The sequence below is a fragment of the Flavobacterium daemonense genome (genome assembly GCF_007341385.1).
GTDB lineage: Bacteria > Bacteroidota > Bacteroidia > Flavobacteriales > Flavobacteriaceae > Flavobacterium > Flavobacterium daemonense.
This window is the reverse complement of record NZ_VJYD01000002.1, coordinates 75,857-101,933: the sequence shown is the minus strand read 5'-3', so window position 1 is coordinate 101,933 and position 26,077 is coordinate 75,857. Positions and strand designations below refer to the sequence as shown.

The 26,077-nt window shown below is 33.5% G+C and carries 25 protein-coding genes and 1 tRNA gene; 15 read left to right on the top strand and 11 right to left on the bottom strand.

The genetic code is table 11. The features are described 5' to 3' along the window. The first annotated feature begins 35 nt into the window (after window positions 1-35). Window positions 36-1,283: a TCR/Tet family MFS transporter gene (locus FND99_RS02775; RefSeq protein ID WP_144336475.1), complete on the top strand. Its 1,248-nt coding sequence runs from the start codon at window positions 36-38 to the stop codon at window positions 1,281-1,283. A gap of 68 nt (window positions 1,284-1,351) precedes the next feature. Here FND99_RS02775 and FND99_RS02770 read toward each other — a convergent pair whose 3' ends face one another. Beyond that, window positions 1,352-1,789 carry a retropepsin-like aspartic protease gene (locus FND99_RS02770; RefSeq protein WP_144336474.1) on the bottom strand — a complete coding sequence of 146 codons (438 nt, stop codon included), beginning with the start codon at window positions 1,787-1,789 and terminating at the stop codon, window positions 1,352-1,354. A gap of 164 nt (window positions 1,790-1,953) precedes the next feature. On the opposite strand from FND99_RS02770, the gene FND99_RS20250 reads away from it, so the two are divergent. The 5 genes from FND99_RS20250 to FND99_RS02745 all read left to right on the top strand — a co-directional run bounded on the left by FND99_RS20250 (window position 1,954) and on the right by FND99_RS02745 (window position 8,254). Beyond that, window positions 1,954-2,913, top strand: coding sequence for a sigma-70 RNA polymerase sigma factor region 4 domain-containing protein (locus FND99_RS20250; protein ID WP_211356615.1), 960 nt, complete (start codon window positions 1,954-1,956; stop codon window positions 2,911-2,913). A 129-nt stretch (window positions 2,914-3,042) separates the two neighbouring features. After that, window positions 3,043-4,704 (top strand): S41 family peptidase, encoded by a 1,662-nt coding sequence (locus FND99_RS02760; RefSeq protein ID WP_144336473.1) that lies wholly within the window; start codon window positions 3,043-3,045, stop codon window positions 4,702-4,704. A 549-nt stretch (window positions 4,705-5,253) separates the two neighbouring features. Further along, complete coding sequence (locus FND99_RS02755) at window positions 5,254-6,033, top strand: TatD family hydrolase (RefSeq protein ID WP_144336472.1); 780 nt, start codon at window positions 5,254-5,256, stop codon at window positions 6,031-6,033. 63 nt (window positions 6,034-6,096) lie between these two features. Further along, window positions 6,097-7,233 (top strand): 1-acyl-sn-glycerol-3-phosphate acyltransferase, encoded by a 1,137-nt coding sequence (locus FND99_RS02750; RefSeq protein ID WP_144336471.1) that lies wholly within the window; start codon window positions 6,097-6,099, stop codon window positions 7,231-7,233. Continuing rightward, window positions 7,223-8,254 carry an asparaginase gene (locus FND99_RS02745; protein ID WP_144336470.1) on the top strand — a complete coding sequence of 344 codons (1,032 nt, stop codon included), beginning with the start codon at window positions 7,223-7,225 and terminating at the stop codon, window positions 8,252-8,254. The genes FND99_RS02750 and FND99_RS02745 overlap by 11 nt, the downstream gene beginning before the upstream one ends. A gap of 163 nt (window positions 8,255-8,417) precedes the next feature. Here the strand turns inward: FND99_RS02745 and FND99_RS02740 are convergent, their stop codons facing one another. Next, window positions 8,418-9,659 carry an MFS transporter gene (locus FND99_RS02740; RefSeq protein ID WP_144336469.1) on the bottom strand — a complete coding sequence of 414 codons (1,242 nt, stop codon included), beginning with the start codon at window positions 9,657-9,659 and terminating at the stop codon, window positions 8,418-8,420. 90 nt (window positions 9,660-9,749) lie between these two features. On the opposite strand from FND99_RS02740, the gene FND99_RS02735 reads away from it, so the two are divergent. Together FND99_RS02735 and FND99_RS02730 are read left to right on the top strand one after the other, a co-directional pair. Then, entirely contained in the window at window positions 9,750-10,619 is an 870-nt protein-coding gene (locus FND99_RS02735; protein WP_144336468.1) for a LysR substrate-binding domain-containing protein, read from the top strand. Window positions 10,620-10,679: 60 nt separating this feature from the next. After that, window positions 10,680-10,766 (top strand) — tRNA-Ser (locus FND99_RS02730). 79 nt (window positions 10,767-10,845) lie between these two features. Here the strand turns inward: FND99_RS02730 and FND99_RS20340 are convergent. From FND99_RS20340 to FND99_RS02710, 5 genes are all read right to left on the bottom strand, one after another. After that, entirely contained in the window at window positions 10,846-11,034 is a 189-nt protein-coding gene (locus FND99_RS20340; RefSeq protein WP_342777758.1) for a hypothetical protein, read from the bottom strand. Between the two features lie 30 nt (window positions 11,035-11,064). Beyond that, window positions 11,065-11,691, bottom strand: a complete 627-nt coding sequence (dinD, locus tag FND99_RS02725; RefSeq protein ID WP_342777757.1) for a DNA damage-inducible protein D — start codon at window positions 11,689-11,691, stop codon at window positions 11,065-11,067. A gap of 322 nt (window positions 11,692-12,013) precedes the next feature. Further along, window positions 12,014-12,778 carry an SGNH/GDSL hydrolase family protein gene (locus tag FND99_RS02720; protein WP_144336467.1) on the bottom strand — a complete coding sequence of 255 codons (765 nt, stop codon included), beginning with the start codon at window positions 12,776-12,778 and terminating at the stop codon, window positions 12,014-12,016. A gap of 66 nt (window positions 12,779-12,844) precedes the next feature. Next, window positions 12,845-13,627, bottom strand: a complete 783-nt coding sequence (locus FND99_RS02715; RefSeq protein ID WP_144336466.1) for a DUF3050 domain-containing protein — start codon at window positions 13,625-13,627, stop codon at window positions 12,845-12,847. Between the two features lie 84 nt (window positions 13,628-13,711). Next, window positions 13,712-14,893 (bottom strand): acyl-CoA dehydrogenase family protein, encoded by a 1,182-nt coding sequence (locus tag FND99_RS02710; RefSeq protein ID WP_144336465.1) that lies wholly within the window; start codon window positions 14,891-14,893, stop codon window positions 13,712-13,714. Between the two features lie 1,656 nt (window positions 14,894-16,549). Here FND99_RS02710 and FND99_RS20365 point away from each other — a divergent pair. After that, window positions 16,550-16,807: a helix-turn-helix domain-containing protein gene (locus FND99_RS20365; protein WP_371199621.1), complete on the top strand. Its 258-nt coding sequence runs from the start codon at window positions 16,550-16,552 to the stop codon at window positions 16,805-16,807. Window positions 16,808-16,908: 101 nt separating this feature from the next. On the opposite strand, the gene FND99_RS02700 is transcribed toward FND99_RS20365, so the two are convergent. Genes FND99_RS02700 through FND99_RS02690 form a run of 3 tightly spaced genes read right to left on the bottom strand, consistent with a single transcriptional unit; the run spans window position 16,909 to window position 17,438 of the window. Next, window positions 16,909-17,046, bottom strand: a complete 138-nt coding sequence (locus FND99_RS02700) for an rSAM-modified peptide (RefSeq protein ID WP_144336463.1) — start codon at window positions 17,044-17,046, stop codon at window positions 16,909-16,911. 43 nt (window positions 17,047-17,089) lie between these two features. Beyond that, window positions 17,090-17,236 carry an rSAM-modified peptide gene (locus FND99_RS02695; protein WP_144336462.1) on the bottom strand — a complete coding sequence of 49 codons (147 nt, stop codon included), beginning with the start codon at window positions 17,234-17,236 and terminating at the stop codon, window positions 17,090-17,092. A 16-nt stretch (window positions 17,237-17,252) separates the two neighbouring features. Further along, complete coding sequence (locus tag FND99_RS02690; RefSeq protein WP_144336461.1) at window positions 17,253-17,438, bottom strand: hypothetical protein; 186 nt, start codon at window positions 17,436-17,438, stop codon at window positions 17,253-17,255. 260 nt (window positions 17,439-17,698) lie between these two features. Between FND99_RS02690 and FND99_RS02685 the strand changes: the two genes are divergently transcribed. The 6 genes from FND99_RS02685 (at window position 17,699) to FND99_RS02660 (ending at window position 25,273) form a co-directional block, all read left to right on the top strand. Then, complete coding sequence (locus FND99_RS02685; protein ID WP_144336460.1) at window positions 17,699-19,258, top strand: vitamin K epoxide reductase family protein; 1,560 nt, start codon at window positions 17,699-17,701, stop codon at window positions 19,256-19,258. 66 nt (window positions 19,259-19,324) lie between these two features. Beyond that, the gene (locus FND99_RS02680) at window positions 19,325-19,522 is read left to right on the top strand and encodes a hypothetical protein (protein WP_144336459.1); all 198 of its coding nucleotides are present in this window, start codon (window positions 19,325-19,327) and stop codon (window positions 19,520-19,522) included. A 55-nt stretch (window positions 19,523-19,577) separates the two neighbouring features. After that, the gene (locus FND99_RS02675; RefSeq protein WP_144336458.1) at window positions 19,578-19,769 is read left to right on the top strand and encodes a hypothetical protein; all 192 of its coding nucleotides are present in this window, start codon (window positions 19,578-19,580) and stop codon (window positions 19,767-19,769) included. A 317-nt stretch (window positions 19,770-20,086) separates the two neighbouring features. Beyond that, complete coding sequence (locus tag FND99_RS02670; protein ID WP_144336457.1) at window positions 20,087-22,279, top strand: peptidase domain-containing ABC transporter; 2,193 nt, start codon at window positions 20,087-20,089, stop codon at window positions 22,277-22,279. 2 nt (window positions 22,280-22,281) lie between these two features. Next, window positions 22,282-23,577, top strand: coding sequence for an HlyD family secretion protein (locus FND99_RS02665; protein ID WP_144336456.1), 1,296 nt, complete (start codon window positions 22,282-22,284; stop codon window positions 23,575-23,577). Window positions 23,578-23,620: 43 nt separating this feature from the next. Further along, window positions 23,621-25,273 carry a S41 family peptidase gene (locus tag FND99_RS02660; RefSeq protein ID WP_144336455.1) on the top strand — a complete coding sequence of 551 codons (1,653 nt, stop codon included), beginning with the start codon at window positions 23,621-23,623 and terminating at the stop codon, window positions 25,271-25,273. Between the two features lie 50 nt (window positions 25,274-25,323). On the opposite strand, the gene FND99_RS02655 is transcribed toward FND99_RS02660, so the two are convergent. Continuing rightward, the gene (locus FND99_RS02655) at window positions 25,324-26,031 is read right to left on the bottom strand and encodes a tRNA1(Val) (adenine(37)-N6)-methyltransferase (RefSeq protein WP_144336454.1); all 708 of its coding nucleotides are present in this window, start codon (window positions 26,029-26,031) and stop codon (window positions 25,324-25,326) included. Window positions 26,032-26,077 lie beyond the last annotated feature (46 nt).

Here is a 26,077-nt window from a genome sequence, read left to right as displayed (position 1 = left end):
AAATATGTTTATTTGCATCATCTTACAAAAATATTATGCTACAAAAAGATAAATCTGCGGCGATTGGTTTTATTTTCATAACCATGTTAATTGACATTACCGGATGGGGAATTATTATTCCGGTTGTTCCAAAATTAATTGAAGAATTGATTCATGGTGACATCAGTGAAGCCGCTAAAATTGGTGGCTGGCTGACTTTCGCGTATGCGATAACTCAATTCGTATTTGCTCCTGTAATTGGAAATTTGAGTGATAAATTTGGAAGAAGACCTATTATCTTGATTTCCCTTTTCGGATTTTCATTAGATTATATTTTATTGGCTTTTTCACCAACGATTCTTTGGCTGTTTATTGGAAGAATAATTGCCGGAGTTACTGGAGCAAGTATTACAACAGCTTCTGCTTATATTGCCGATGTAAGTACACCAGAAAACAGAGCAAAAAACTTTGGTTTAATTGGTGCCGCTTTCGGATTAGGATTTATCATTGGGCCCGTAATTGGCGGTTTGTTAGGTCAATACGGATCACGAGTTCCTTTTTATGCAGCAGCAATTTTGTGTATGGTGAATTTCCTTTACGGATTTTTCATTTTACCGGAATCACTTAAAAAAGAAAACCGCCGACCTTTTGATTGGAAACGAGCAAATCCAATTGGTGCAATTTTGGGACTAAAAAAACATCCAACATTAATCGGACTTATTTCAGCAATATTTCTATTATATGTTGGTTCACACGCCGTTCAAAGCAATTGGAGTTTCTTCACGATTTACCAATTCAATTGGGATGAAAGGATGATCGGAATTTCATTAGGAATAATTGGACTTTTGGTTGGCGTTGTTCAAGGCGGATTGATTCGTTATATTAATCCAAAATTAGGAAACGAAAAAAGTATTTACGTCGGTTTAGGATTATACACTATCGGAATGTTATTGTTTGCTTTTGCTACAGAAAGCTGGATGATGTTTGTGTTTTTGATTCCGTATTGCCTTGGCGGAATTGCAGGTCCAGCTTTACAATCTGTTGTTGCAAGCAAAGTTTCACCAAGTGAACAAGGAGAAATTCAAGGAACATTGACCAGTTTAATGAGTGCATCTTCGATTATTGGTCCACCAATGATGGCTAACACATTTTACTTTTTTACGCACAGCGATGCACCTTTTAAATTTGCCGGAGCACCTTTTATTTTAGGCGGATTTTTAATGTTGCTGAGTACGGTGGTTGCTTATTTTTCGTTGAAAAAACATTCAGTTCCTAAAACAGAAATAGATAAACAAGAAATTTAAAGAAAATCGAAAAGCCTTCAATATCAAAAATGAAGGCTTTTTTATTGCAAACCTGAAACCTGAAACATCTACCTTAAGTACAAATAATTATTATAATAATCAATAATTGCTTTTCCTTCGAGCAAAACATCTGCACCAATAATCCCGTCGACAGGTTTTGCTTTATGAGATTCCAAAGCTTCATTAACGTGCGATAAATCAAAAATAACAATACTGAAATTTTTGTTTTTCCAACTTCCTAATTGCAGTTTATTTTCAGATGAAAGCTGTGTTTTCATTCCGGTTCCGCCTGCGCCAGACGCTTTTGTTTTTGATTTTTTTGCCGCCAATTCAAATCGCTCAATACATTCAAAACCAACACAGGAATTAGACGCGCCAGTATCTAAAATGAAATTTCCAGCAATACCGTTGATTTTTGCTTTTATAGCAAGGTGCTGGGTTTTGGTAACCTTGAATTTTATTTTTTTGTAGTTCTCTTTTTTGAGATATTCGTGAAGATTTTCCATTTACATACCGATTGAATATCAAAAATAAGTCAATTGCAATCAATAAACTAATTACATAATAAATATAATTTTCAAGATTATATTCAATTGATTTTGTAATTGTTACCCTATATTTTCAATTATTTAAGATTCTTTTTTAACTTTAGCTTATAAAAAGCTTTTTTATGGAGAAAATTAAAATTCATCGTGACCAAATGTACATTGACGGACTTGCCGCAAATGATTCGGAGATAATAGAATCGATTTACAAAAAGTTCGTTCCTAAAGTCGTTTTTTTTGTCTTGAACAATTCAGGAGACAGAGATCAAGCACAGAATATTGTTCAGGAAGTCATGCTTTTGCTTTACAATCAAGCAAAAGCTGGGGCATTAAAATTGACCTGTCCGTTCGAATCTTACTTTTTTTTATTATGCAAAAGAAAATGGCTCAACGAATTCAAAAAAATATCCGGTGAAGGTGTGGTCATTCACGAAGATGTTGCATCTATCAATGAATCTGCGTTGAAATTGATTGCTCAGACCGAGGAATTTGATAAACAACAACAAGTTCAAAATAACTTAGGATTTAATGAAGAAAGGGAAGCTTTCAAAGAAAATCTGAATCAGATAGCTGAAGAACATTTCAATAAAAAACCAAAAGTAATTGGTTTGAAACCTTGGTATTTTGCTGTTGCTATATCGGTTGCAGTTTTGTTCGGACTTTTCTTTTTCAATTACAATCAGAATCCAGTTTTTACGGATTATAATCGTCCTGTACATGCTTCGTTTGCTGAAAAAGGAAGTGAAGATGGCCCATTAAAAAATGCGGAAAAAGAATTTAATGCGAAAAGATATTCACTTGCAATTCCATATTTTGAAGAAGTTTTAGCGAAAGGAACTACACCAGAACTTCAATATTTTTACGGAATTTCTCTTTTGGAAGAAAGCCATTATTTAAAAGCTGAAGCTGTTTTTAATGAATTGAGAGCAGGAAATTCAGTTTATAAAGAAAAAGCGACATGGTATCTCGCATTATCAAAATTGAAACAAAGAGATTATAAGTCATGCAAGGAAATATTGCAGACGATTTCACAGGATTATGACGATTATGATGATGTACAATTGCTTCTAGATGATCTAGAATAAGTTTCAATTATTCAGAATTTTTTTATCTATTTACGTAAAGCCGTAACCGAATTTGGAATTTTAATTCTAAATTCGGTTTTCTTTTTTAAAGAAATAGCCCCAAAACTATTTATTATAACCTACAACTAAATGAAAAAAATTACCTTATTATTTCTTCTTGTTTTTTCGCAAACCATTTTTAGCTTTTCCAAAATCACTGAAACTGAAAAACTTGCTGCAACTTGCAAAGTTTGGGGATTTTTAAAATATTATCATCCAAAAGTTGCCAACGGTCAAGTAAATTGGGACGAGCAGCTTTTTATAGTCTTGCCAAAAATAGAAATTGCTTCAACTAAAGAAGAATATTCAGAAGTAATCGAAAAATGGATAGACGAATTAGGCGAAGTTCCAGCTAGCAAGCCTCTTGCAGATGATCCTAAAAGAGACTATTTCAATAAAAATTTAAATTTAGAGTGGACGCAAAAAAATAAATTGTTTACTAAAAGCCTCGCAAACAAATTGAAATTTATTAATGATAATAGATTTCAAGGCGTAAATTATTATGTAAACCGCGATGGGAAACAAGGGGTTCCACTTCAATTTACGAATGAACTTGAATATCCTGAATTTCAATGGACAGATAAAAACTTACGAATTCTAGCATTTTTCCGTTTTTGGAATTATGTTGAATATTTTTTTCCATATAAATATGTAATGGATCAAAATTGGGATGAAGCGCTTGCTGAAATAATACCACAAATTGCCAATCCAAAGTCAGAAAAGGAATTTTTGCTTGCCATGCGTGAAATTTCAATAAAACTTAACGATTCGCACGCTGCGACAACTAATATGGAAATGCTTAAATATTTGGGAGGCGAGAAATATCCGGCTTTCTCAACCAAGTTGGTAGATAATAAATCTGTAATCACAAGTTTGGCTAATGATTCTTTAGCCAAGATAGACGATTTAAAAATTGGTGATGTTATTACTAAACTTGACGGTGTAAGTATTAAAGAAAAAGTTGATGATTTTTCAAAATATATGCAAGGTTCAAATGAAGCAGTTGTAGCCGGTAATGCAAATTTTGTAATGTTTACGGGTAACAATGATGAATTTGAAATTGAATTTATTAGAGATAATGTTACTTCCGTAAAAAAAGTACATCGTTATTCGAATGAAAAAATTAAACGTGCACCATCAAAAAATCCTACGAAAAAATGGGAAATTCTAGATAATAATATCGGTGTGGTCAGAATGAATAAAGTGCCAAAAGAAGATATTGCTCGTATGATGGAAGAATTGAAAAATACCCAAAGTATTATTTTTGATGTTAGGGTTAGGCCAGCTTATACGGATTTTTTAGTTAGTGACTATTTAAATTCAGAGCCAAAACCAATTTTGAGATTGTTATATCAGGATTTGAGTTATCCAGGACGCTATTATTTTAATAATGAGATGCAAGAATGCGGTAAAATCAATGCAGATTATTACAAAGGAAAAGTAATTGTTCTGGTAAATTCGGGAACTTTTAGTTTTGGTGAACAAACTGCAATGAGTCTTCAAACAGCGCCAAATGCGACAGTCATTGGAACTCAGACTTCAGGTGCAGACGGGCCAAACTATTTCTTTAAAATTATCAAGGGTTTTGATTCTAGCTTTACATCATCAGGTGTTTTTTATCCTAATAAAAAAGAAACACAACGTATTGGCATTGTTCCCAATATTACTGTAAAACCAACTCTTTTAGCTGTTCAGCAAGGCAAAGATGAAGTTTTTGAGCGTGCTTTGTTATTTGCTAAAACTGGGAAATAAAAATTGTTTGTCGTCCTGAAGAACGAGGGATCACACTAGCTGATCGAAAGAAAAATTGGGGGTTTTTCTCCTCGAAGCTTCTTGTGAGATCCTTCGTTCCTCAGAATGATAAAAAAAAAAGAATAAAAAAGCCTTTGTCAAAGTTCAAAACTTTGACAAAGGCTTTTTTATGTTACATATGCCATCCTGAGCGAAGTCGAAGGACACGCAAGTAACTCGACAAAGATTGACGACTTTCTTTGTGGGACTTCGACTTCGCTCAGCCTGACAATATAAAGGTTGAAAAATCCGTGTCAATCAGCGCGAATCTGCGTTTTCACGAAGTGAATCCGCATCATCCGTGTGCCATTTCTCCACAATTGTAATTCGCTGTAAACATAACTTTATCAAGGCCCAAAACTTTGCCAGAAGTTTTCATTTTTAAGAAAAAAAATCCGCGCGAATCTGCGTTTTCACGAAGTGAATCAGCGTCATCCGTGTGCCATTTCCCCTCAAAATTGCTATTCTTTTAATATTGTCGTAATTTTGACAACTTTAAAAATTAGACAATTGAATTCGACACCCATTATTACCGATACCCACACGCATTTATATTCTGAAGAATTTGATCAGGATCGTGACGAAATGATTCAGCGCGCAATCGACGCCGGAATCACACGATTTTTTATTCCTGCAATCGATGCCGCAGCAACGCAATCCATGTACGATTTAGAGAAAAATTATCCTGAAAATATCTTTTTAATGATGGGTTTGCATCCCACTTACGTGAAAGAAAATTATCTGGAAGAACTAGCGCATGTGGAAACCGAATTGTCAAAACGAAAATTCTATGCTGTTGGCGAAATTGGAATCGATTTGTATTGGGATAAAACGCATTTAAAAGAACAGCAAATTGCTTTTAAGAGACAAATTCAATTGGCAAAACAATACAAACTTCCCATTGTAATTCACTGTAGAGAAGCCTTTGACGAAATCTTTGAAGTTTTGGAAGAAGAAAAATCTGAAGATTTATTTGGGATTTTTCATTGTTTTTCCGGAACTTTAGAACAAGCGGAGCGCGCAATTTCCTATAAAATGAAATTAGGAATAGGAGGAGTTGTCACTTTTAAGAACGGAAAAATCGATCAGTTTTTAAGCCAAATCGATTTAAAACATATAGTGTTAGAAACAGATTCGCCTTATTTAGCGCCAATTCCGTACAGAGGAAAACGAAACGAAAGCAGTTATTTAGTAAATGTAATTGCTAAATTAAGCGACATTTACGGAGTTTCTGCCGAAGAAATTGCAGTAATTACAACACAAAATTCAAAGGACGTTTTTGGGATTTAACCAAAGCCTTACAAAACTTTAATTTTTTTTTTGTTCTTTTGCCCACTTAAACCCAAACAAATAATGCAGAGATTTGATGCCATTCGACCGTTTTATGATTCCGAAATAAATGAAGCACTTCATGGTGTTGTCAATCATCCTATGATGAAAACCATGATGAACTTTACATTTCCGGACGTAGAAGATGAGGTTTGGAAGGAACAATTAAAGAAAACACACTCTATTCGTGATTTTCAGTGCAATTTTATTTACAATACCATTCAGAAGGTTCTAGAAAAAAGCTCTGAAGGCTTGACAACTTCTGGCTTTGAGAAACTGGAACCAAATACTTCTTATCTATTTATCTCCAATCATAGAGATATTTTATTGGATACTACATTATTGAATGTTTGTTTATTCGAACATGGTTTAGTAATGACCGCTTCGGCAATTGGAGACAATTTGGTTAAAAAGGCTTTCCTGTCGACTTTAGCAAAACTGAACAGAAACTTTTTGGTTTTAAGAGGATTGTCTCCGCGTGAAATGTTGCAGAGTTCTAAATTATTGTCCGAATATATGGGACAATTATTGCTTCGCGAAAATCGTTCGGTTTGGATTGCGCAACGCGAAGGAAGAACAAAAGACGGAAACGACGAAACCAATCCAGGTGTTCTAAAAATGATCGGAATGGGTTCTGACGAAGAAAACTTAATGGATTATTTCAAGAAATTAAAAATCGTTCCGGTTTCTATTTCGTATGAATATGATCCGACAGATGTTTTGAAAATGCCACAATTAATGGCAGAAGCAAACAACGAAGTTTACGTTAAAGATAAAAATGAAGATTTCATGACCATTTTGAGTGGTGTTATGGGAACTAAAAAAAGAATACATATTTCTGTTGGAGATGTTCTCGATGCAGAAATCGACCAGATTGTTGCCGAAAATGATAATGTGAACAAACAAGTTCAAGCTTTGGCACAGACAATTGATGATGTTATTTTGAAAAACTATCAATTATGGCCAACTAACTTTATTGCGTACGATATTTTAAACGAGACAGACAGATTTGCTGACAAATACAAAGAAAGCGAAAAATCACTTTTTGAGCGTCGTTTGGAAATGAGAATTGGCAGTGATAATCCGGTTACAAGACAAGGATTTTTATCAATGTATGCAAATCCAGTTGTCAATAAATTGAAATACCAAGATGTCATCTAAAGCAAAAATACTTTTAATTTATACCGGTGGAACCATCGGTATGAGCAAGGATTTTGAAACAGGCGCTCTTAAGGCGTTCAATTTTGGAAAACTGCTTCAAAAAATTCCCGAAATCAAGCAATTGGATTGTGAAATCGAAACGGTTTCATTTGAGCATCCAATAGATTCTTCGAATATGAATCCTGAAATGTGGAAAAAAATTGCCACAATTATCGAGGATAATTATGCAAAATATGACGGATTTGTTGTTTTGCACGGTTCAGATACCATGTCTTATTCGGCTTCAGCATTGAGTTTTATGTTGGAGAATTTAGCCAAACCAGTCGTGTTTACAGGATCGCAATTGCCAATTGGTGACTTGCGTACCGATGCAAAAGAAAACTTGATTACGGCTATTCAAATTGCCTCGCTTCAGGAAAATGGAAAACCGGTTATCAATGAAGTTTGTCTTTATTTTGAATATAAATTGTACCGAGGAAACCGAACTTCAAAAGTAAATGCCGAACATTTTAAAGCCTTTACAGCTCCAAATTACCCTGAATTGGTAGAATCTGGCGTGCACTTAAAATTAAACTCGCATTTATTTCTTCCTGTAAATAAAGATGCAAAACTGATCGTTCATAAGAATTTAGACAATCACGTTGCAATTATAAAAATGTTCCCAGGAATGAGCGAAATTGTTTTGGCTTCAATCCTTGCAACGAAAGGTTTGAGGGGAATTATTCTGGAAACTTACGGTTCAGGAAACGCACCAACCGAAGATTGGTTTTTGAACCTAATCGAAAAAGCAATTAACTCAGGAATGCACATTGTAAATGTTACGCAATGTTCTGGCGGAAGCGTAAATATGGGACAATACGAAACCAGTACCGCATTAAAATCGCTTGGCGTTATTTCTGGAAAAGACATTACGACAGAAGCCGCAATTACAAAATTGATGTATTTGCTTGGCCATAATATTCCGCAAAACGAGTTTAAAGATATTTTTGAGACTGCACTTCGTGGAGAGATTTCGCTTTAAAAGTTTCACCATATAAGTGATATAAGTTCATTTAAATTCAGCTTTTGTCGTTTTTATAAAGTTTACATAACAAACCCGACAGGTTTTAAAAACCTGTCGGGTTTACTATACTTTCAAAGTTTGTTATTTATGAGAAGATTACGTAAAATTGGAATTTGGAATTTTAATTTTTAGAATCTCTATAATGAACCGGACAGGTTTCTAAATCCTCCTGAGAACTACGATTTTTATAATACACGTAAATAATCACCGAAATAATACAAATAATTCCCTGAATCGCAACCGTATTTCTAGTTCCGATAATGTGTGAAACATAACCAACAATCAAACTTCCCACAGGAATCATTCCTTGATACGCCATTAAATAATAGCTGATGCTTCTTGAACGCATATTTACAGAACTTTGTGTTTGAACAAAAATATTTATCGCAGAAGTTTGTGCCATCATTCCAACACCGCTCAATGCCATGCAAATAAGTGCGATAGTCAAACTATTTGAGTAAGCGAGTATAATAATGCTAAAACCTAATAATAAGCTCGCAGCGATCATTATTTTGTTCATATTGTCGGCTCTTCTCAAATTAGCCAGATAAATTGCCGAAACGATAGATCCAATTCCGGCAGCACTTTCAAACCAGCTGAAAGTTTGTGCGTTTCCGCTAAAAATATCTTTGGCAAAAACCGGCATCAAAGTATTGAATGAAATAACAAATAAACTGCTGCACATTAGCATTAAAAGCATTTTTGCCATTTCGGTTTCTTTTTTTACATAATCCAAGCCTTCAAGAAAATCGTCAAGCATTTTAAATTTGTCTTCGGCTTTAATGTGTGGTGTGATTTTCATCATTAAAAGAGAAATCAAAACCGGAATATAACTTAAGAAGTTTCCAATGAAACAAATGTCTTCGCCATAGTTGTGCAGAATAATTCCGGCAAGCGCTGGACCGGCAATTCGGGCAAAATTATTTAAAGTAGAATTCAGGGCAACTGCGTTTGGCAAATCTTCTTTGTCGTTCACAATATCAATCATCATGGTTTGTCTGCAGGTCATGTCAAATGCATTGATAATCCCCTGAAAAAGACTCAAGGCCAGAATAAAATTGATATTGTAAATTTTTAAATAAATCAATAAAGCTAAAAGTCCAGCCTGAAGCATTGCCATCGATTGCAAAAAGATCATGGCTTTATGTCTATCATATCTTCCAATAATACTTCCGGCCAATGGAGCAAGAAATAATGACGGAATCATACTTAAAAAAGTCGCCAGCCCAAGTAAAAATACAGATCCGGTTACGCTATAAACCATCCAGCTAACCGCAGTTTTTTGAAGCCACGTCCCAACTACAGAAACCGATTGTCCGTAAAAGAATAACTTGAAATTTCTTGATCTTAGAGCCTTAAACATAACCTTAAATATTTTTTACAAAGGTCGGGATTATGATTACATTAGAAAAATTAATAATTTTACTTATAATAAGTAGTTAAACTTATCAATATGGAATTGTATCAACTAGAATATTTTATAAAAACGGCTGAGGTATTGCATTTTACAAAAGCCGCCGAATTGTGTTTTGTAACGCAATCCGGACTTTCACAGCAAATTAAAAAACTGGAGGAAGAACTCGGTTTGCCTTTGTTTAAGCGAATTGGCAAAAAAGTACAATTGACAGAAGCGGGTTCGGTTTTTTTAATTCATGCCAAAAAAGTAGTAGAAAATGTTGAAAACGGTAAACAAGCCATCGAAGATTTAAACGAAATGATTGGCGGAGAATTGCGAATTGGTGTTACTTATATTTTTGGTTTACTGATTCTTCCAGTTGTCAACACATTTGCTAAAAAATATCAGAATCTTAAAATTGTAGTTGAATACGGAACCACTGAAGCTTTAGAACAAAAACTTATTGATAACCAGTTAGATGTAGTTTTGGTTATTTCGTCACACGAAATTGAATTGCCTATTCAGAAAATTCCTTTGTTTATTTCTCACATGGTTTTGGCGGTTTCCAGAACACATCCGCTAGCTGATTTAGATAAAATTGCTTTTAAGAAAATAGAGGAAATTCCGTTGGTTTTGCCCGGAAAAGGATCCAATTCTAGGGAATTTGTTGAAGAATTATTTCAAAAGTTTAACATGAAACCTAAAATTTCCATAGAACTGCATTCGATACACGCTTTATTACAAATGGTAGAAAACAGTGATTGGGCCACAATTGTGGCAGAAATGGCGTTAAAAGGCTGGGATCAGCTTAAATCAATACAAATTACCGGCGTTGCGACTAAAAGAGAAGCTTTTATGCTGACAATTGGCGGTTACCAGAAAAAGGCGGTAAAACTTTTCATGGAAGAATTTAGAAAGAGCATTTAAAGTAATCTTACAATTTGCTTTTGAAACTCAATTTTTTTTGTGTTCTTTGCAGACCAACAAAGAAAGGTGTCCGAGTGGTTGAAGGAGCTAGCCTGGAAAGCTAGTATATGGGTAACTGTATCGAGGGTTCGAATCCCTTCCTTTCTGCAAGACAAAATCCCGCAATTTCTAAAAAGAGATTGCGGGATTTTTTGTTGACATCTTAATAAGAAAATGTTATATGTTTTTACTTGTCATTTAATTTGTCTGGATTTTTTAAAGCTTTTTTTTCGTCACTAGCCAACCTTCTTTCAATTTTTGTTATATCTTCTTCTGGTGATAAATTTTCAGGAACGATGCCGCGTGATAGCAATGTACCACGAACTGATTTATTATTAGTGATATGTTCTTTAGAAATTTGATTTTCAGTTTTCATTTTATGTTGTTTTGCATTGAAAATTGTTATTTAGGTTGCAAAATCTTTTGCTTTTAATAAAATAGTTGGCATATGGTCAGCTAAGGGTTTTGTAGCAGTTAGTCCCCATTTTATTTTCATTTGTTGTGTTGTTTTGTTGAACAAGGCTGTATCTCCTTTACTTCTAATTAAGGCAAAGTTTTGATTGTCTCCAGTTTGTTCAAAAATCACCTGAGAAAGTTCTTTTTCAGTTGCTTTAAGTTTGTTTCTGGCTTGAACACGTTCATATTCCAATATTTTTTGTTCGATTAATTCTGCTTTTCTGGTTTGAATTGCAAAATAACGTTGAGCAAAAGCAATTGTTTCCTTTCTCGGGTCGCCATTTTGTGCGATAAGATAGCACGCATATCTAGTAAGCATGATATCTTGTATTTCTTTTTCGGCACCCTTAGGCATTTTTATCGTTTTCCCGGCGTCGGCAAAATGATCTTCAATATTCTCTCCGGAAATTTCACAAGCAGTTTTAGCTTTAGATATTACCCCAATGAAATTATCCCATTTGGTATATCCTAAAAGGTGTTGTAAATCTCTTGCTAACCAAAACTCTATTCCCTCCTCGGTTTGATTGGAATGAGATTCAAAATTATTGGTTAGAGTATGTATGATTTCATTATTCATGATGATGTTTTAAATTTCAGATTGAAGCATTAATCCAAATGATTAACTAGGTACTTAGGTATTTTTAAATATATGAAGATAATACGAATATTTTTTGGGTGCATGTATTAGGGAAATACTTGTCATATTTTTTACTTTTTATACGATGACATTATCTTCTGGGTCCAAATATTTTTGTGAACTAAGGTTGAAACAAAGAGATTCGAAGATATTTGATTTTACACTTCAAATGTAAGAATTTAATTATGATTTTAAACTTTGTTGATTGATTTTATAAAAAAGTTTTTTATGCTGGAAATTTGTTTTCGAAGTTTTTTTATTTTCAATCCTGCAAAACCATTTTCACCTTCGGTAACATTTGCTCCACAAACATTTTATATGCTTTTTCAGAAGGATGAAGACCATCTGAGGCGACTAAACTAGGGTTGTTTAAGCCTTGTTTTGTAATGTCGGTTATAGAAACGAAAACTACATTTTTTGATATACAGTAATTCTCGGCAAAAGTGTTGTACTGATTTATTTCACCAGAGATTTTCATTCGGTTCTCATCCGTATAGTTTTTAGTAAAAGGTGTGTAGGTGTAATCTGGAATCGAAAGTACAATTACATTTTTTTTGTCGCCTTTTGCTAATGAAATTGCTTTGTCTAATAACTGCGGAAATTCTTTTTCATAAAATGAGAAATCCTGATGTTGGTATTGATTGTTGACACCAATTAAAAGAGTCACGAGATCATAATTGGAATCGGGATTTTGATTGTTTATTGCCAAAATTAAGTCGCTGGTTGTCCAGCCCGTTTGGGCAATTATTTTTAATGAAAAAGTTGTTTCGGGATAAATTGTTTTGAGGCTGGATTTAAGCTGTTCTGGATAACGGCAGGTTTCGCAGACACTTTGACCAATAGTATAGCTGTCGCCTAAAGCAAGATAATTTATGGATGTTGCAATTGGAGTTGTTGGAACATCTGTTGTTGGTGGCAAATTAGCTGGCGGTGCTGAAGCATTTTCAGAATCTGATGACTCAGAACTACAACTCAATAAGAATATGGAGAGGATAACAATAACTATTTGTTTGAAATGCGTTTTCATAATTTTGGCAAATTTGAGTTGAGAACATTTTAAACAAATAGTTACGTTAAATATTTGGCTTCGGTTTTAAACCATTTCTGTTTTCATCAGAATTTCTTCTTCGATGGCATTCCAAAGTCCGATACGTTTTTCTAGTGCTAGGATCGAAACTTCTTCAACTTCTTTCCATTTTTGAGCATCGTCTTCGCACAAATCTGTGATCATTTGCATGGCCATTGGTCCGTGTTCGTCAGCATCAAGCTCGATATGTCTTTCAAAGTAATAAAGCAGTTTTGCCAAATCGACTTCTGGAAGATTCTTTTGAAAGTTTTTCAGGATTTCGGTAAACATGCTCGGAATCAAGTCTTCTCTTCCAAAAGTAAAAGCAGCCGCAATTTGATGTGGTTTTCCTTCTTCAATAACTCTAAACGTAAAGTCTAAAAAAGCTTTTACATCAGGATGAAGAGAGCTCTGTTTGATAGCAACAAAAATATTGTGAAGCGAGTTTACTTCGGCTAAAAATGTATTGATTCCAGTTGTATCTGCGCCACAATCTTCCATTGCTTCAAGGTACATTTCGTAGTGGCTTTGTCTTCTTCCGTCAATCGTTAAATCAGTTTCTTCAGCAAGAACAATTTCATTGATCAAATATCTTGTTTCTGGATTTTTTGTTGCAAACCAAGGCGTTGTTGTACAAGTGAGTTTGGCTTGTAAAGCTTTTAGCAATGACATAAAATCCCAAACAGCAAAAACATGATTTTCTAAAAAACTGTGTAAGTCGTCAATATTTTGAATTTTGCTGTATAAAGAATGGTTTAAAAGCTGGTCTTTTTGAGGTTGTATGCTATTGTTAATCGTTTCAATATTCATTTATGTAAATTTTGTGCAAAGATAAAAAGCTTCTTGTTTAGAAGAAGCTTTTTAAATTGATTTTGTATATAATTTAATAGTTGTTTATGATTTAAATGCTGGAATTCCAGTCACATCCATTCCGGTAATCAATAAATGAATGTCGTGTGTTCCCTCATAAGTAATCACGCTTTCAAGGTTCATCATGTGGCGCATAATAGAGTATTCGCCTGTGATTCCCATTCCGCCCAACATTTGTCTGGCTTCGCGTGCAATGTGAATCGCCATATCGACATTATTTCGTTTTGCCATCGAAATTTGAGCTGTTGTCGCTTTTCCTTCGTTTCTTAAAACGCCTAAACGCCAAGTTAACAACTGCGCTTTTGTGATTTCGGTAATCATTTCGGCTAATTTTTTCTGTTGCAATTGCGTTCCTCCAATTGGTTTTCCAAACTGAATTCTTTCTTTAGCATATCTCAAAGCAGTATCATAACAGTCCATTGCGGCACCAATTGCACCCCAAGCGATTCCATATCTAGCCGAATCTAAACAACCAAGCGGTGCGCCTAATCCAGATTTGTTTGGCAAAAGATTTTCTTTAGGAACTTTTACATTGTCAAAAATCAATTCTCCGGTAGATGATGCACGAAGCGACCATTTATTGTGAGTTTCTGGCGTTGTAAAACCTTCCATGCCGCGTTCTACAATTAAGCCGTGAATTCTTCCTTCTTCATTTTTAGCCCAAACTACAGCAATATCTGCAAATGGAGCGTTTGAAATCCACATTTTAGCACCATTTAAAAGATAATGATTGCCCATATCTTTAAAATTGGTAATCATGCTTCCAGGATCAGATCCATGATCAGGTTCTGTTAATCCAAAACAGCCCATGAATTCTCCTGTTGCTAATTTTGGCAAATATTTCATGCGTTGTTCTTCGTTTCCATATTTCCAAATTGGGTACATTACTAACGAAGATTGTACAGATGAGGTTGATCGTACACCAGAATCTCCTCTTTCGATTTCCTGCATGATTAAACCGTATGAAATTTGGTCTAAACCAGCTCCACCGTATTCTACAGGAATATATGGTCCAAAACCGCCAATTTCTCCAAGCCCTTTTATAATTTGTTTTGGAAATTCTGCTCTTTGTGCATATTCTTCAATAATTGGGGAAACTTCTCTTTTGACCCACGCACGCGCAGACTCACGAACTAATTTATGTTCGTCAGTTAGTAAATCGTCAAGATTGTAATAATCTGGAGCTTGAAATAAATCTGGTTTCATTTTTGATGTGTTTTACAGAAACAAATTTACGTAATAAAAATATAACAAAACAAAGATAAATTGTTACATTTTTTTAATTTTGTTGTAAAATTAACAAGACTATAGCAAATAAATTTTAGTATATTGAAAATTTATACGTTATTTTTGGTATCCAAAAACAAATTAATGAGGCTAATCATCTCTTTTTTATTTTTTCTTGTTTTTAATGCGAGTTTTGCCCAGCAAACTCAAATTAGCGAACAGGAATACTTAGACCTGCAAGATAAAATTCGATTTAGTTTTAATGACAATGTCGACCAAGGTCTTGTATATGCTAAGGAATTGATGAAATCGAACAATAATAAGCACCTAGCTTTTGCTAATGGTGCCGCTTCTTATTTGTATCAAATGAAAGGCAACCTTGCCAAGTCTGAGGAAACTTCTAAAAAAGGATTTCAATATTTAAGTAAAATGCCTGAGTCTTCAGAAAAAACCAAGCTCGCGGCTTATCTTTATAATTATCGAGGTATGACGGAATGGAGAAGAGGTAATTTGAGTGCGGCGCTTGAAAATTATCAAAAAGGGATCAAGTTTTCTATCGAAGTTAAGGATATTATTCAAATAGTTAAATTTAAAAGCAATATAGCGCTTATTAATGAGGAAGTTGGGAACTATCAGCTTTCAATAAAGAATTTGAGGCAAAATAATGATTTTATTGATAAAAACGAAAGTGTATATCCGAAAGAGCAGTTTCAAAACAGCAAAAGCAACATTAATTTAGATTTAGGAGGTTCTTACGAAGGATATTATATGAAAGACCGTGACAAGAAGTATTTGCTTGACTCGGCGGAATATTTTTACAAAAAAGCAGTTACGTATTCTCAAAATTTTGTTCGTAATAAAATTGTGGCAAAAATGAGTTTAGGGAATATTTATCTGATGAAAAATGATTATGAAAACGCTGAAAAAACGTATTATGATATCTTATTTTTAGCAAAGCAAAATAATTCGGACGAACTGTATCAGATTGCCAATTACAATTTAGGAGATTTATATTTTTACAGTAAAAAATACGATAAGGCTTTGGTTTGCTTAAAGAAAGTTGATTCTATTTCTTTAAAAAATAAATCTCTGAATGCGAGTTATTTGAAGTCAAATTATCTTCAAGCTAAGATTTATAGTGCAATGAACAAACCAGATGACGCCTATTCGCATTCAAAAATCTATTTGAATACGTATGAAAAATCTGAGGCAAAACTAAGAGACGAGGCGCAGGAAGTCAATTATAAATTAGGAGTAGAAGATTTGAGTGCAGAAATGCTAACTATTCAGGAAAAATATAAATATGACGTTTTAATAAATAAAGCATTAAAAGTTTTTTATGTACTGCTCGTATTGGGAATTGTATTTTTTCTCATCAAGAATATTCGAGATAAAAACAAGGCGCATAAAAAAATGAATGCCTTAATTGAGGAGTTTAAAGCTAATTTGGAGAAAAAAGAAAACCCTCCCATTGCAGTTGAAGCCATTGAGAATTTAGAAACTGAAGAAATTCATTTTAAAAAGGAAAATGCTAATTTAAGTATTGACGAAGCGAAGGAAAACAAAATCGTAGAAAAATTATTAGCACTAGAAAACAAACTCGAATATCTCAATGCGGATTTTACTTTGCCTTATGTGGCCAAGAAAATCAAAACCAATACAACTTATTTATCTTATGTTGTAAATAAGCGATTTGGCAAATCATTTGGAGAATATTCAAATGAGTTGAAAATTAATTATGTAATCAATGAAATGATTACCAATCATATGTACCGAAAATATTCAACACAGGCAATCGCAGAAAGTGTTGGTTTTAAAAATGCAGTTTCATTTGCAAAATCATTTCGTAAACGGACTGGTGTTTCTCCGGCTCAATTTGCTAGCAACATTTAGGATAAATATATTTTCAAATACTACATTTTATAAACTCAAAACAAAAAAGACTGGAATTATTCCAGTCTTTTTTGCTTTATAAATCAGTTCAGAGAAAGGTTTTATCCATTTCCTCCTCTTCCTTTTCCTGGATCGTTAGGTGGATTGATTTCATCATCACCACCGCGTACTGCTTTTTGTTGTTTTACTGATAATTTATCAGCTTCAAAATCTTTAAAATTTGTTTTTATAGTTTTCATAATTGAATTTATTTAGGTTTATAGTAATATTATTGTAAATTTTTTATTGTCCTTCAATCCCGTTTCCACTGCTCCATTTTCCTGGATCATGAGGATCAATTGGACCGTCACCGCCACGTACTACTTTTTGTGCTTTCTTTGATAATTTTTCAGTTTCAAAATCTTCGAATTTTGTTTTTATAGTTTTCATATATTATATATTAAGGTTATAGTGATATTGTTGGCTGTGAAATTCTTTGCGCTTGAGCTTGCGCTTCGATTCCGTTTCCTCCACTTCCTTTACCTGGATCATGTGGGTCAATTTCACCGTCGCCGCCACGTACTACTTTTTGTGCCTTCTTTGATAATTTTTCAGTTTCAAAATCTTCGAATTTTAATGTCTTATTTGCCATGTTTCTAATAATTAAGTTATTGATATGTCAAAGCTAGAGAAAAAGGAAAACGCTTGGTCGAGATTTGGGTTTTGACAATTTTAGGATAAAAAAAATCATTGCAAATATTTGATTTTCAATTAATTACAATATAATCTATGACTATTATAATTTATAAATTGTATGTAGTATAATTGATAAAATGTCTACTAACGGTCGTTTTTTCTCGATAAAAACCCCAATCTTTGTACTGTAATTATGATTTAAAGCAATCAAAAAAGATGTTAAAGCTAGTCCAAAAATTTCTTCAAATAAACAGATACTCGGATATAAAAAATGAGTTTAAAGACTTGTTTCTTTCTCATCCGAATTATCCAAGTTTGTTTGCGATAACAGATTCGTTGGATTTGTTGTCAGTAGAAAATGCAGCCATCAGAGTTCCAAAAGAACAGATAGTAGATTTGCCTTCAAATTTCTTAGCTTACTTTAATGATGAACTTGCTTTAGTAGAAAAAGCTAAAAACAATGTTCGAATTACTACAATTAAAAAAGGAGCGCAAAAAATATCTTATGAAAAATTCCTTTTAGACTGGAATGGGGTTATTGTTGCCATCGAACCTAATAATGTTATAGCAAGAGATAATTTAAAAGTAGAATACAACTGGTTAAAATATGCTTTGCCGTTTTTTCTTTTAATAGGACTGTCTTTCTTTTATAACAACTATAATTTATTTAGCACGGTTTTTTTAATAACATCGACGCTAGGATTTATTGTAAGCATTTTTATTGCGCAGCAAAAATTGGGCTTTAAAAACAGTATTATAGCTAAGTTTTGCAATTTGAGCGCAAATTCGTCTTGCAATTCTGTTATAAATTCTTCTGTTGAAGGAGCAGAAAACAAGTTGTTCAGTTTTTCTGATTTGCCATTATTGTTTTTTACAGCAAGTTTTATCGCAATATTAATTCAGCCTTTAGATTCGGCAATTTTTATTGGGTTTTTAAGTCTTCTGGCTATTCCAATCGTGGTTTCATCAATTTGGATTCAAAAATTTGAACTTCAAAAATGGTGCGTCATGTGTCTTGTGATTTCATCTTTAATACTAATACAAAGCAGTATCTGGTTTTCATCAGATTTGTTTACGCTGACTTTTAGTTTTGAGAGTATATTTCCATTCGTTTTTTCATTGGCATTTCTTATCCCAATTTGGTTGGCAGTAAAACCTATGATCAAAAATGTATTAAGCAGTGAAAATTCACTTAAAGAGCTGAAAAAATTCAAGAGAAATTACTCATTGTTGAATTTCTTGGCAAAAAAGGTCCCATATATAGATGGTTTGGAGGAATTGAGAGGTTTGAATTTTGGAAACCGTAATGCAGTTATCAAATTATCAGTAATTATCAGTCCAAGTTGTGAACACTGCCATAAAACATTTCATGAAGCTTTTGACCTTGTTTTAAGATATCCGGACAAAATTTATTTGAATGTTTTGTTCAATATAAATCCAGAAAACACTGAAAATCCATATAAAATTATTGTTGAAAGAATATTGACAATAAACAGAGCTACGCCAGGAAAAACTGTAGAAGCAATTTCTGACTGGCATATTAAGAAAATGAGCCTAAAAAAATGGCTTAAAAAATGGCATGTTGAACCTGTGAGTATCATGATAAGCCAAGAAATCAATAAACAATATGAATGGTGCTCAAAGAATAATTTTAATTATACACCAGTTAAAATCGTAAATGAAAAATTATTTCCAAACGAATATGAGCTGAGCGAATTAAAATATTTCTTGAATGATTTTGCTGAAGAAGTTGAAGTTCTTGAAAAAACAGCATAGAATTTAAAAAATAGACATAGTCTTAAAATAAGAGAATAAATACCCCAAAACGAAAAAATCAACGTTATGTTAAAAAATATTTTAAATCTAGAAGGTGTACAGGAAGTATCTGTAAGCGAGCAAAAAATGATCATGGGTAATCATGTAAAGGAGACAGCTTCAAGATGCAATGCATGGGATTACGTGTCATCAATGTCGTATGAAGATTGTACAGAGTATTTTGCGCTAGAAATGAATTATGCCGACACTTTGGTGGCCGGATAATATTTTAAAGCCTTAAATCAGCGATTTTTTAATCTGGAAATAAATGTTAATGATTATGATAAAAAAACTTTTAAATCTGGATCATGCTCAGAAAATAAGTAAAAATGAGCAAAAAACAATAAAAGGAGGAATTCCTGAATGCTGGATACAGGCGATTGAAGCGGGTTGCATTTTAATACCAGCCGGCGGAATTTGTCCGATGGACACAACGCCAGGAATTTGCAGCAGTGGACGTTTGTGCTGCTAAATAATAAATTATAAGAGTAAAACAATATAAAGCCTTATCAAAAATTTAGTCATGTTTTTTTTTGAATTTATAGGCGCTCGATCGTGGAACATTGAGCAAATATCCCAATATTGATGATTGGTGTTGGGATTCTCAGGAAGAAGGCCGCTGTGTTGATTTTATTTTGGTTAGGTTGACCAGTGGCAGATCCTAGAGAAATTAATTTTATCGAAATTTCATTTTTTTATAAGCAGAGTTGAATTTATTTCTTCTCTGTTTTTTTTATTGTTTAAAGAAATATTATGTTAAATTGCTACGTAATTAACCACTAATGTAAATTGAAAAAATTCACGCATTATAAGCAAGCAGACTTTAAAGATTGTGGCCCAACTTGTTTAAAAATTATTGCTAAGCATTACGGAAAAACAATCAATATTCAGGAGTTGCGCGATACTAGCGAAACAACTCGTGAAGGAAGCAATTTGCTTTTTTTGAGTGATGCTGCCGAAAAAATGGGCTTTAGAACGCTGGGTGTAAAATTAAGCGTTGAACGATTAGAAGAAGCTCCACTGCCGTGTATACTCCATTGGAATAAAAACCATTATGTAGTTCTTTACAAAATAAAAAAGGAGACTTTTTATATTTCGGACCCAGGTTTTGGTTTACTTGAATACAATAAGAAGGATTTTTTAAAATTTTGGATTGGAAATAATGCCGATGAGCATACTAAAGAAGGCGTTGCGTTATTGATGGAAGCAACCCCAAAATTCTTCCAGTCAGATTTTGATAAAGAAGATAATAAAGGAATAGGATTTGGCTTATTGGCCCAATATGTTTTGCGATATAAATCATATTTAGCACAATTAAGCATTGGCTTGTTTGCCAGCAGTTTGATTATGGCCATTGCACCATTTTTGACGCAAAGTATTGTCGATGTCGGAATCCAGAATCAAAACCTTCATTTTATTTATCTCATTCTTTTTGCACAATTATTTCTTTTCGCTGGAAGAACAGGTTTAGAGCTCATCAGAAGTTGGATTTTACTGCATCTTTCAACACGAATCAATATTTCACTTATTTCAGATTTTTTTATCAAATTGATGAATCTGCCTATTTCCTTTTTTGATGTTCGAATGACGGGAGATATTCTGCAGCGTATAAATGATCATCGCCGAATTGAAAAAATCCTCACAACATCTTCTTTGAGTGTTTTGTTTTCCGTTATCAATATGTTCGTTTTAGGAGCGGTTCTGGCTTATTTTAACTGGAAGATTTTTTTAGTTTTTTTTGCCGGCAGTTTGTTGTATTTCGGATGGATAACGCTTTTTTTAAAACGCCGCGAAGTTTTGGATTACAAGCGATTTGCTGAGGTTTCGCAAGAGCAGAGCAAAGTAATCGAACTCATCAACGGAATGCAGGAAATCAAGCTTCATAATGCGGAAAAGCAAAAACGTTGGGGATGGGAATATGTGCAGGCGAGACTTTTCAGGGTTTCAATTAAAGGATTGGTTTTAGAGCAAAGTCAGACAATTGGTTCATCGGTAATTAATGAATTGAAGAATATTTTCATCATTTTTCTTTCTGCAAAATTAGTAATCGATGGTTCAATCACACTTGGAGTAATGTTGGCAATCAGTACAATTGTGGGGAGTTTAAACGGACCTATTACTCAACTTATAGAGTTTGTCAGAGAGCTGCAAGACGCAAAAATATCATTGGCACGATTATCTGAAATTCATGAAAAAGAAGACGAAACCCAACAGGAAGATCATCAGTCAAATGAAGTGCCGTATGATGCCAATATCGAAATCAAAAATGTAAGTTATCGTTATTTAGGATCCGATATTCCAGTTTTAAAAGATTTGAATTTGGTTATTCCGGCAAATAAAGTAACTGCAATTGTGGGTACAAGTGGGAGCGGAAAAACGACTTTGATGAAGTTGCTTTTGAAATTTTATGAACCCGAAAAAGGTGAAATTTCAATAGGAAATGCACAGCTTAGAAATATTTCGCAAAAAGCTTGGCGATCAAATATTGGCGCGGTTATGCAGGAAGGTTTTATTTTTAGTGACACAATTGCGAATAACATAGCTTTTGGCGTTGATAAAATTGACAAGAAAAGGCTCGTTTATGCTGCTGATGTCGCTAATATTAAAGATTATATTAGCGAACTTCCGTTAGGTTATAATACAAAAGTTGGTGCTGAAGGAACTGGAATGAGTACCGGACAAAAACAGCGATTATTGATTGCAAGAGCAGTTTATAAAAACCCAGAAATTTTGTTTTTTGATGAAGCAACTTCCGCATTAGATGCCAATAATGAAAAAGAAATTATGCAGAAACTGGATGTTTTCTTTAAAAACAAAACAGTTATTGTAATCGCACATCGATTGAGTACAGTTATGAACGCCGATCAGATTGTGGTTTTGGATAAAGGGAAAATCATCGAAATTGGAAATCATTCTGCGCTTGTTGAGCAAAAGGGAAATTATTTCGAACTTGTTAAAAATCAATTGCAATTAGGGAATTAAAAATGGCTGAAGATCATAATACTTTAGAATTAAGAAGCGAGGAGGTTCAGGACATTCTCACCAAAGTACCGCACTGGATGATCAGGTGGGGAACTGTTTTGATTTTTGTTATTATCATGATACTGTTTTTCGTTTCTTGGTTTGTAAAATATCCAGACGTTGTAAATACTGAAATTGTTATCACGACTAATATTCCGCCAGAAAAAATTGTCTCGAAATCATCAGGACGAATCGAAGCTATTTTGGTTAAAGACAAGACTACAGTTTTAAAAAATACGACACTTGCCATAATTGAAAATACGGCGAATTATAAAGATGTTTTTTTGCTGAAAAGCATTGTGGAAAAATACAATGTCAATGATTCGAAAAAAGCATTTCCTTTTGCGTTATTGAAAAATTCACAATTAGGCGAAATTGAAAGTGCTTATGCAGTATTTCAGAAAGATTATGAGGCCGAAAAATTGAACGAAGATCTTCAGCCTTATGAAGTCGAAAATAGAGCAACAATTTCTGAAAAAGTGCAGATAAAAGAACGATTGGAAATTCTGCAGCAGCAAAAGACATTAAACGAAAGTGAACTTCAGCTTCAAAAAAATGAAATAGCTCGTTTTGAAACTTTATTTAATAAAGGAATTATTTCGGCACAAGAAATGGAAGCCAAGAAACTTGGATATCTTCAGGCGCAAAAGAGTTATAAAAGTCTTTTAACTTCGATTTCGCAATTGAAATCGGCTTTAATAGACAATACAAAATTGAGTCAGAATTCACATATAAGCAGTACAAAAGAAGAAGTTAATTTAGGTCGAAATATGGCGCAGTCTTTTTTTCAGCTCAAAAAAGTGATAAAAGACTGGGAGTTGACCTATACGCTCAAATCATCGATTAGCGGAGTGGTTACTTTTTTGCAGGTTTGGAATGAGAATCAGACCATAAATGTTGGCGATAATGTATTTTCGATTATTCCTGATGCAAAAAATGGCTTTATAGGAAAAGTAAAAGCGCCGTCTTTAAACTCGGGTAAAATAAAAGTTGGGCAGCGTGTAAATATTCGTTTGTCAAATTATCCAGATCGAGAATTCGGGGTTTTAAGAGGTCAAATTAAAAACATTTCGCTTGTGCCAGACAAGGACGGGAATTTGTTGCTCGATGTCGCATTGCCAAACGGACTGCAAACTTCCTATAATAAGCAAATTGTATTTCAGCAGGAAATGAAAGGAAGAGCTGAAATCGTGACCGAAGATTTACGATTAATCGAAAGAATATTATATCAGTTCAAAAGTATTTTTGAACAAGTTTAAAAACCACATAAATCCATAAACTAACCTAAGCAAATTAACCAAAATGAAGAAAATCTTCTTAATTGTTGTTGTTTTATTATTTCAAAACTCTTTTTCAAAACCTATTTCCGAAACTCAAAAACTTGCTGCAACCTGCAAAGTTTGGGGCTTTTTAAAATATTACCATCCAAATGTTGCCGATGGCAGTAAAAATTGGGATGAACAATTATTTCAAATTCTGCCAAAAGTAGAAGAGGCTCAAACTTCTGAAGCTTTTTCTCTTGTAATCGAAAATTGGGTTGATTCTTTGGGCGAAATTAAAAAACAGGAAACTTTAAAACCTGCTGTTAAAAAAGAATATTTTGATAAAAACTTCGATTTGTCGTGGTTTAATAATAAAGAATTGTTCTCGAAATCACTTTCGAAAAAATTGAAATTTATTGAAGAAAACAGATTTCAGGGAAAACAGTATTATGTTGCTTATGAATTCGACAGTAATGGTCCTCCATTGCAATTTAAAAATGAACCAAAATATGCAGATTTTAAATGGACAGACAAAAATCTTCGTCTTTTGGCGTTATTCAGATATTGGAATTACATTGAATATTTTTTTCCTTACAAATATCAGATGGATCAAAATTGGGATAAGTCATTAAATGAATTTCTTCCTCGAATTATTGCGCCAGAATCAGAAAAAGATTTTGCTTTGGCAATGCGCGAAATTTCTATAAAAATAAATGACACTCACGCATCTACTCAAATGACGCAGATGTCTGAATATTTTGGCGATAAATTTGTTCCAGTTGATGTTAAAATTATTGATCAAAAAGCCGTTGTTATAGGTTTGAAAAATGATTCTTTAGCAAAAATCAGTGATCTTAAAATTGGAGATGTAATTACAAAAGTAGAAGGAAAAACGATTGCTCAGCTTTTAAAAGAAAATTCAAAATATGTTGAAGGGTCAAACGAGCCTTCGGTTTTAAAAAATGCCTATTGGACAATCTTTAATGGAAAAACACCAAGTTTCGAGATTGAATTCATCCGAGACGGAAAAACAGCAGTAAAAACAATAAATAGATATAAATACCAAGATTTAAAAATTCAATTTCCTGATCAGGAAAAATGGAAAATTTTAGAAGGAAATATTGGATATGTAAATTTTGGAGAAGTTGAAGAAAAAGATGTTCCAAATTTGATTGCAGCACTTAAGAACACAGATGCTATAATTTTTGATGACAGGAAAAGACCTCATGATGTTATATATCCGCTTGCAGATTGGCTTAATCCTGTACCTGTAGAATACGTGAAGTATGTTGATCCAGATGTTAATTATCCAGGTCGTTATGTTTGGAGAAAAGAAGAAGAAAAAATAGGAAAGGTTAATCCGGATAATTATAAAGGCAAAGTAATTGTTCTAATTGATGAAAATGCAGTTAGTCATGCTGAACATACTGCAATGGCGCTACAGACTGTCCCTAAAGCGACTGTTATTGGTTCTCAAACAGGTGGCGCAGATGGCGCAAATACCAGATTTTTGATCATTAAAGGATTTTCTTCGTCATTTACTTGTTACGGCGTTTTTTATCCAAACAAAAAAGAAGTACAACGTATCGGGATTGTTCCTGATGTCGAAATAAACCCAACAATTTTAGGTATTCAGCAAGGTAAAGATGAAATTCTGGATCGAGCGATTCTTTTTGCTAAAAATGGGAAGTAGTAAATTATAAATCTTTGTCAAAGCGTTAGGCTTTGACAAAGATGTTTTTTTTACATCTTCAAATAAAAATCCTTTGTCAATTCAATATATTCTGGAGTGTAAACATGACGATCAATTTCGATAATTAATTCATCAGTTTCAATTTCAGAAACTTCATTTCGGCTAAAAGCCAATAAACTGCGTTTGATTTCTGATTTTGGAGTTCCTTTAACGCGAGTAATTTTTATTGGAAATAATTCGACTTCTTTTGCTAAAGCAATAAATTTTGCTTCTTCTTTAAAAGGAATAATTATAGCCAATATTCCATTTTCAGAAAGTAATAAATCAGCAGCTTCGACAATTTCTTCAAAAGGCATTGCATCTTGGAAACGTGCTAAATCTCTTTGTTCGTTTTCAGTTTTATAATCTTCCGCATAAAAAGGAGGATTAGAAACAATTAAATCATATTCGTCTTCTGGTTCTTCTATAAATTCATCTAAACCAGCGTGAAAACAAAATAAGCGATCGCCCCAAGGTGAATTTTCAAAATTTTCTACAGCTTGTTCGTAAGCGTCTTCGTCAATTTCAAGTGCGTCAATTTGTTCGGCACTTGTTCTCTGCGCAAGCATCAACGCAATAATTCCTGTTCCTGCACCAATATCCAAAACACTAAACGGATTATGATTTATTGGAGCCCAAGAACCAAGCAAAACGCCATCAGTACCAACTTTCATTGCGGTTTTGTCTTGTTTAACAGAAAATTGCTTGAACTGAAACATTTGATTTATAATTTATTAAAGAAAGATTTTAATAATAAAGTTCGTT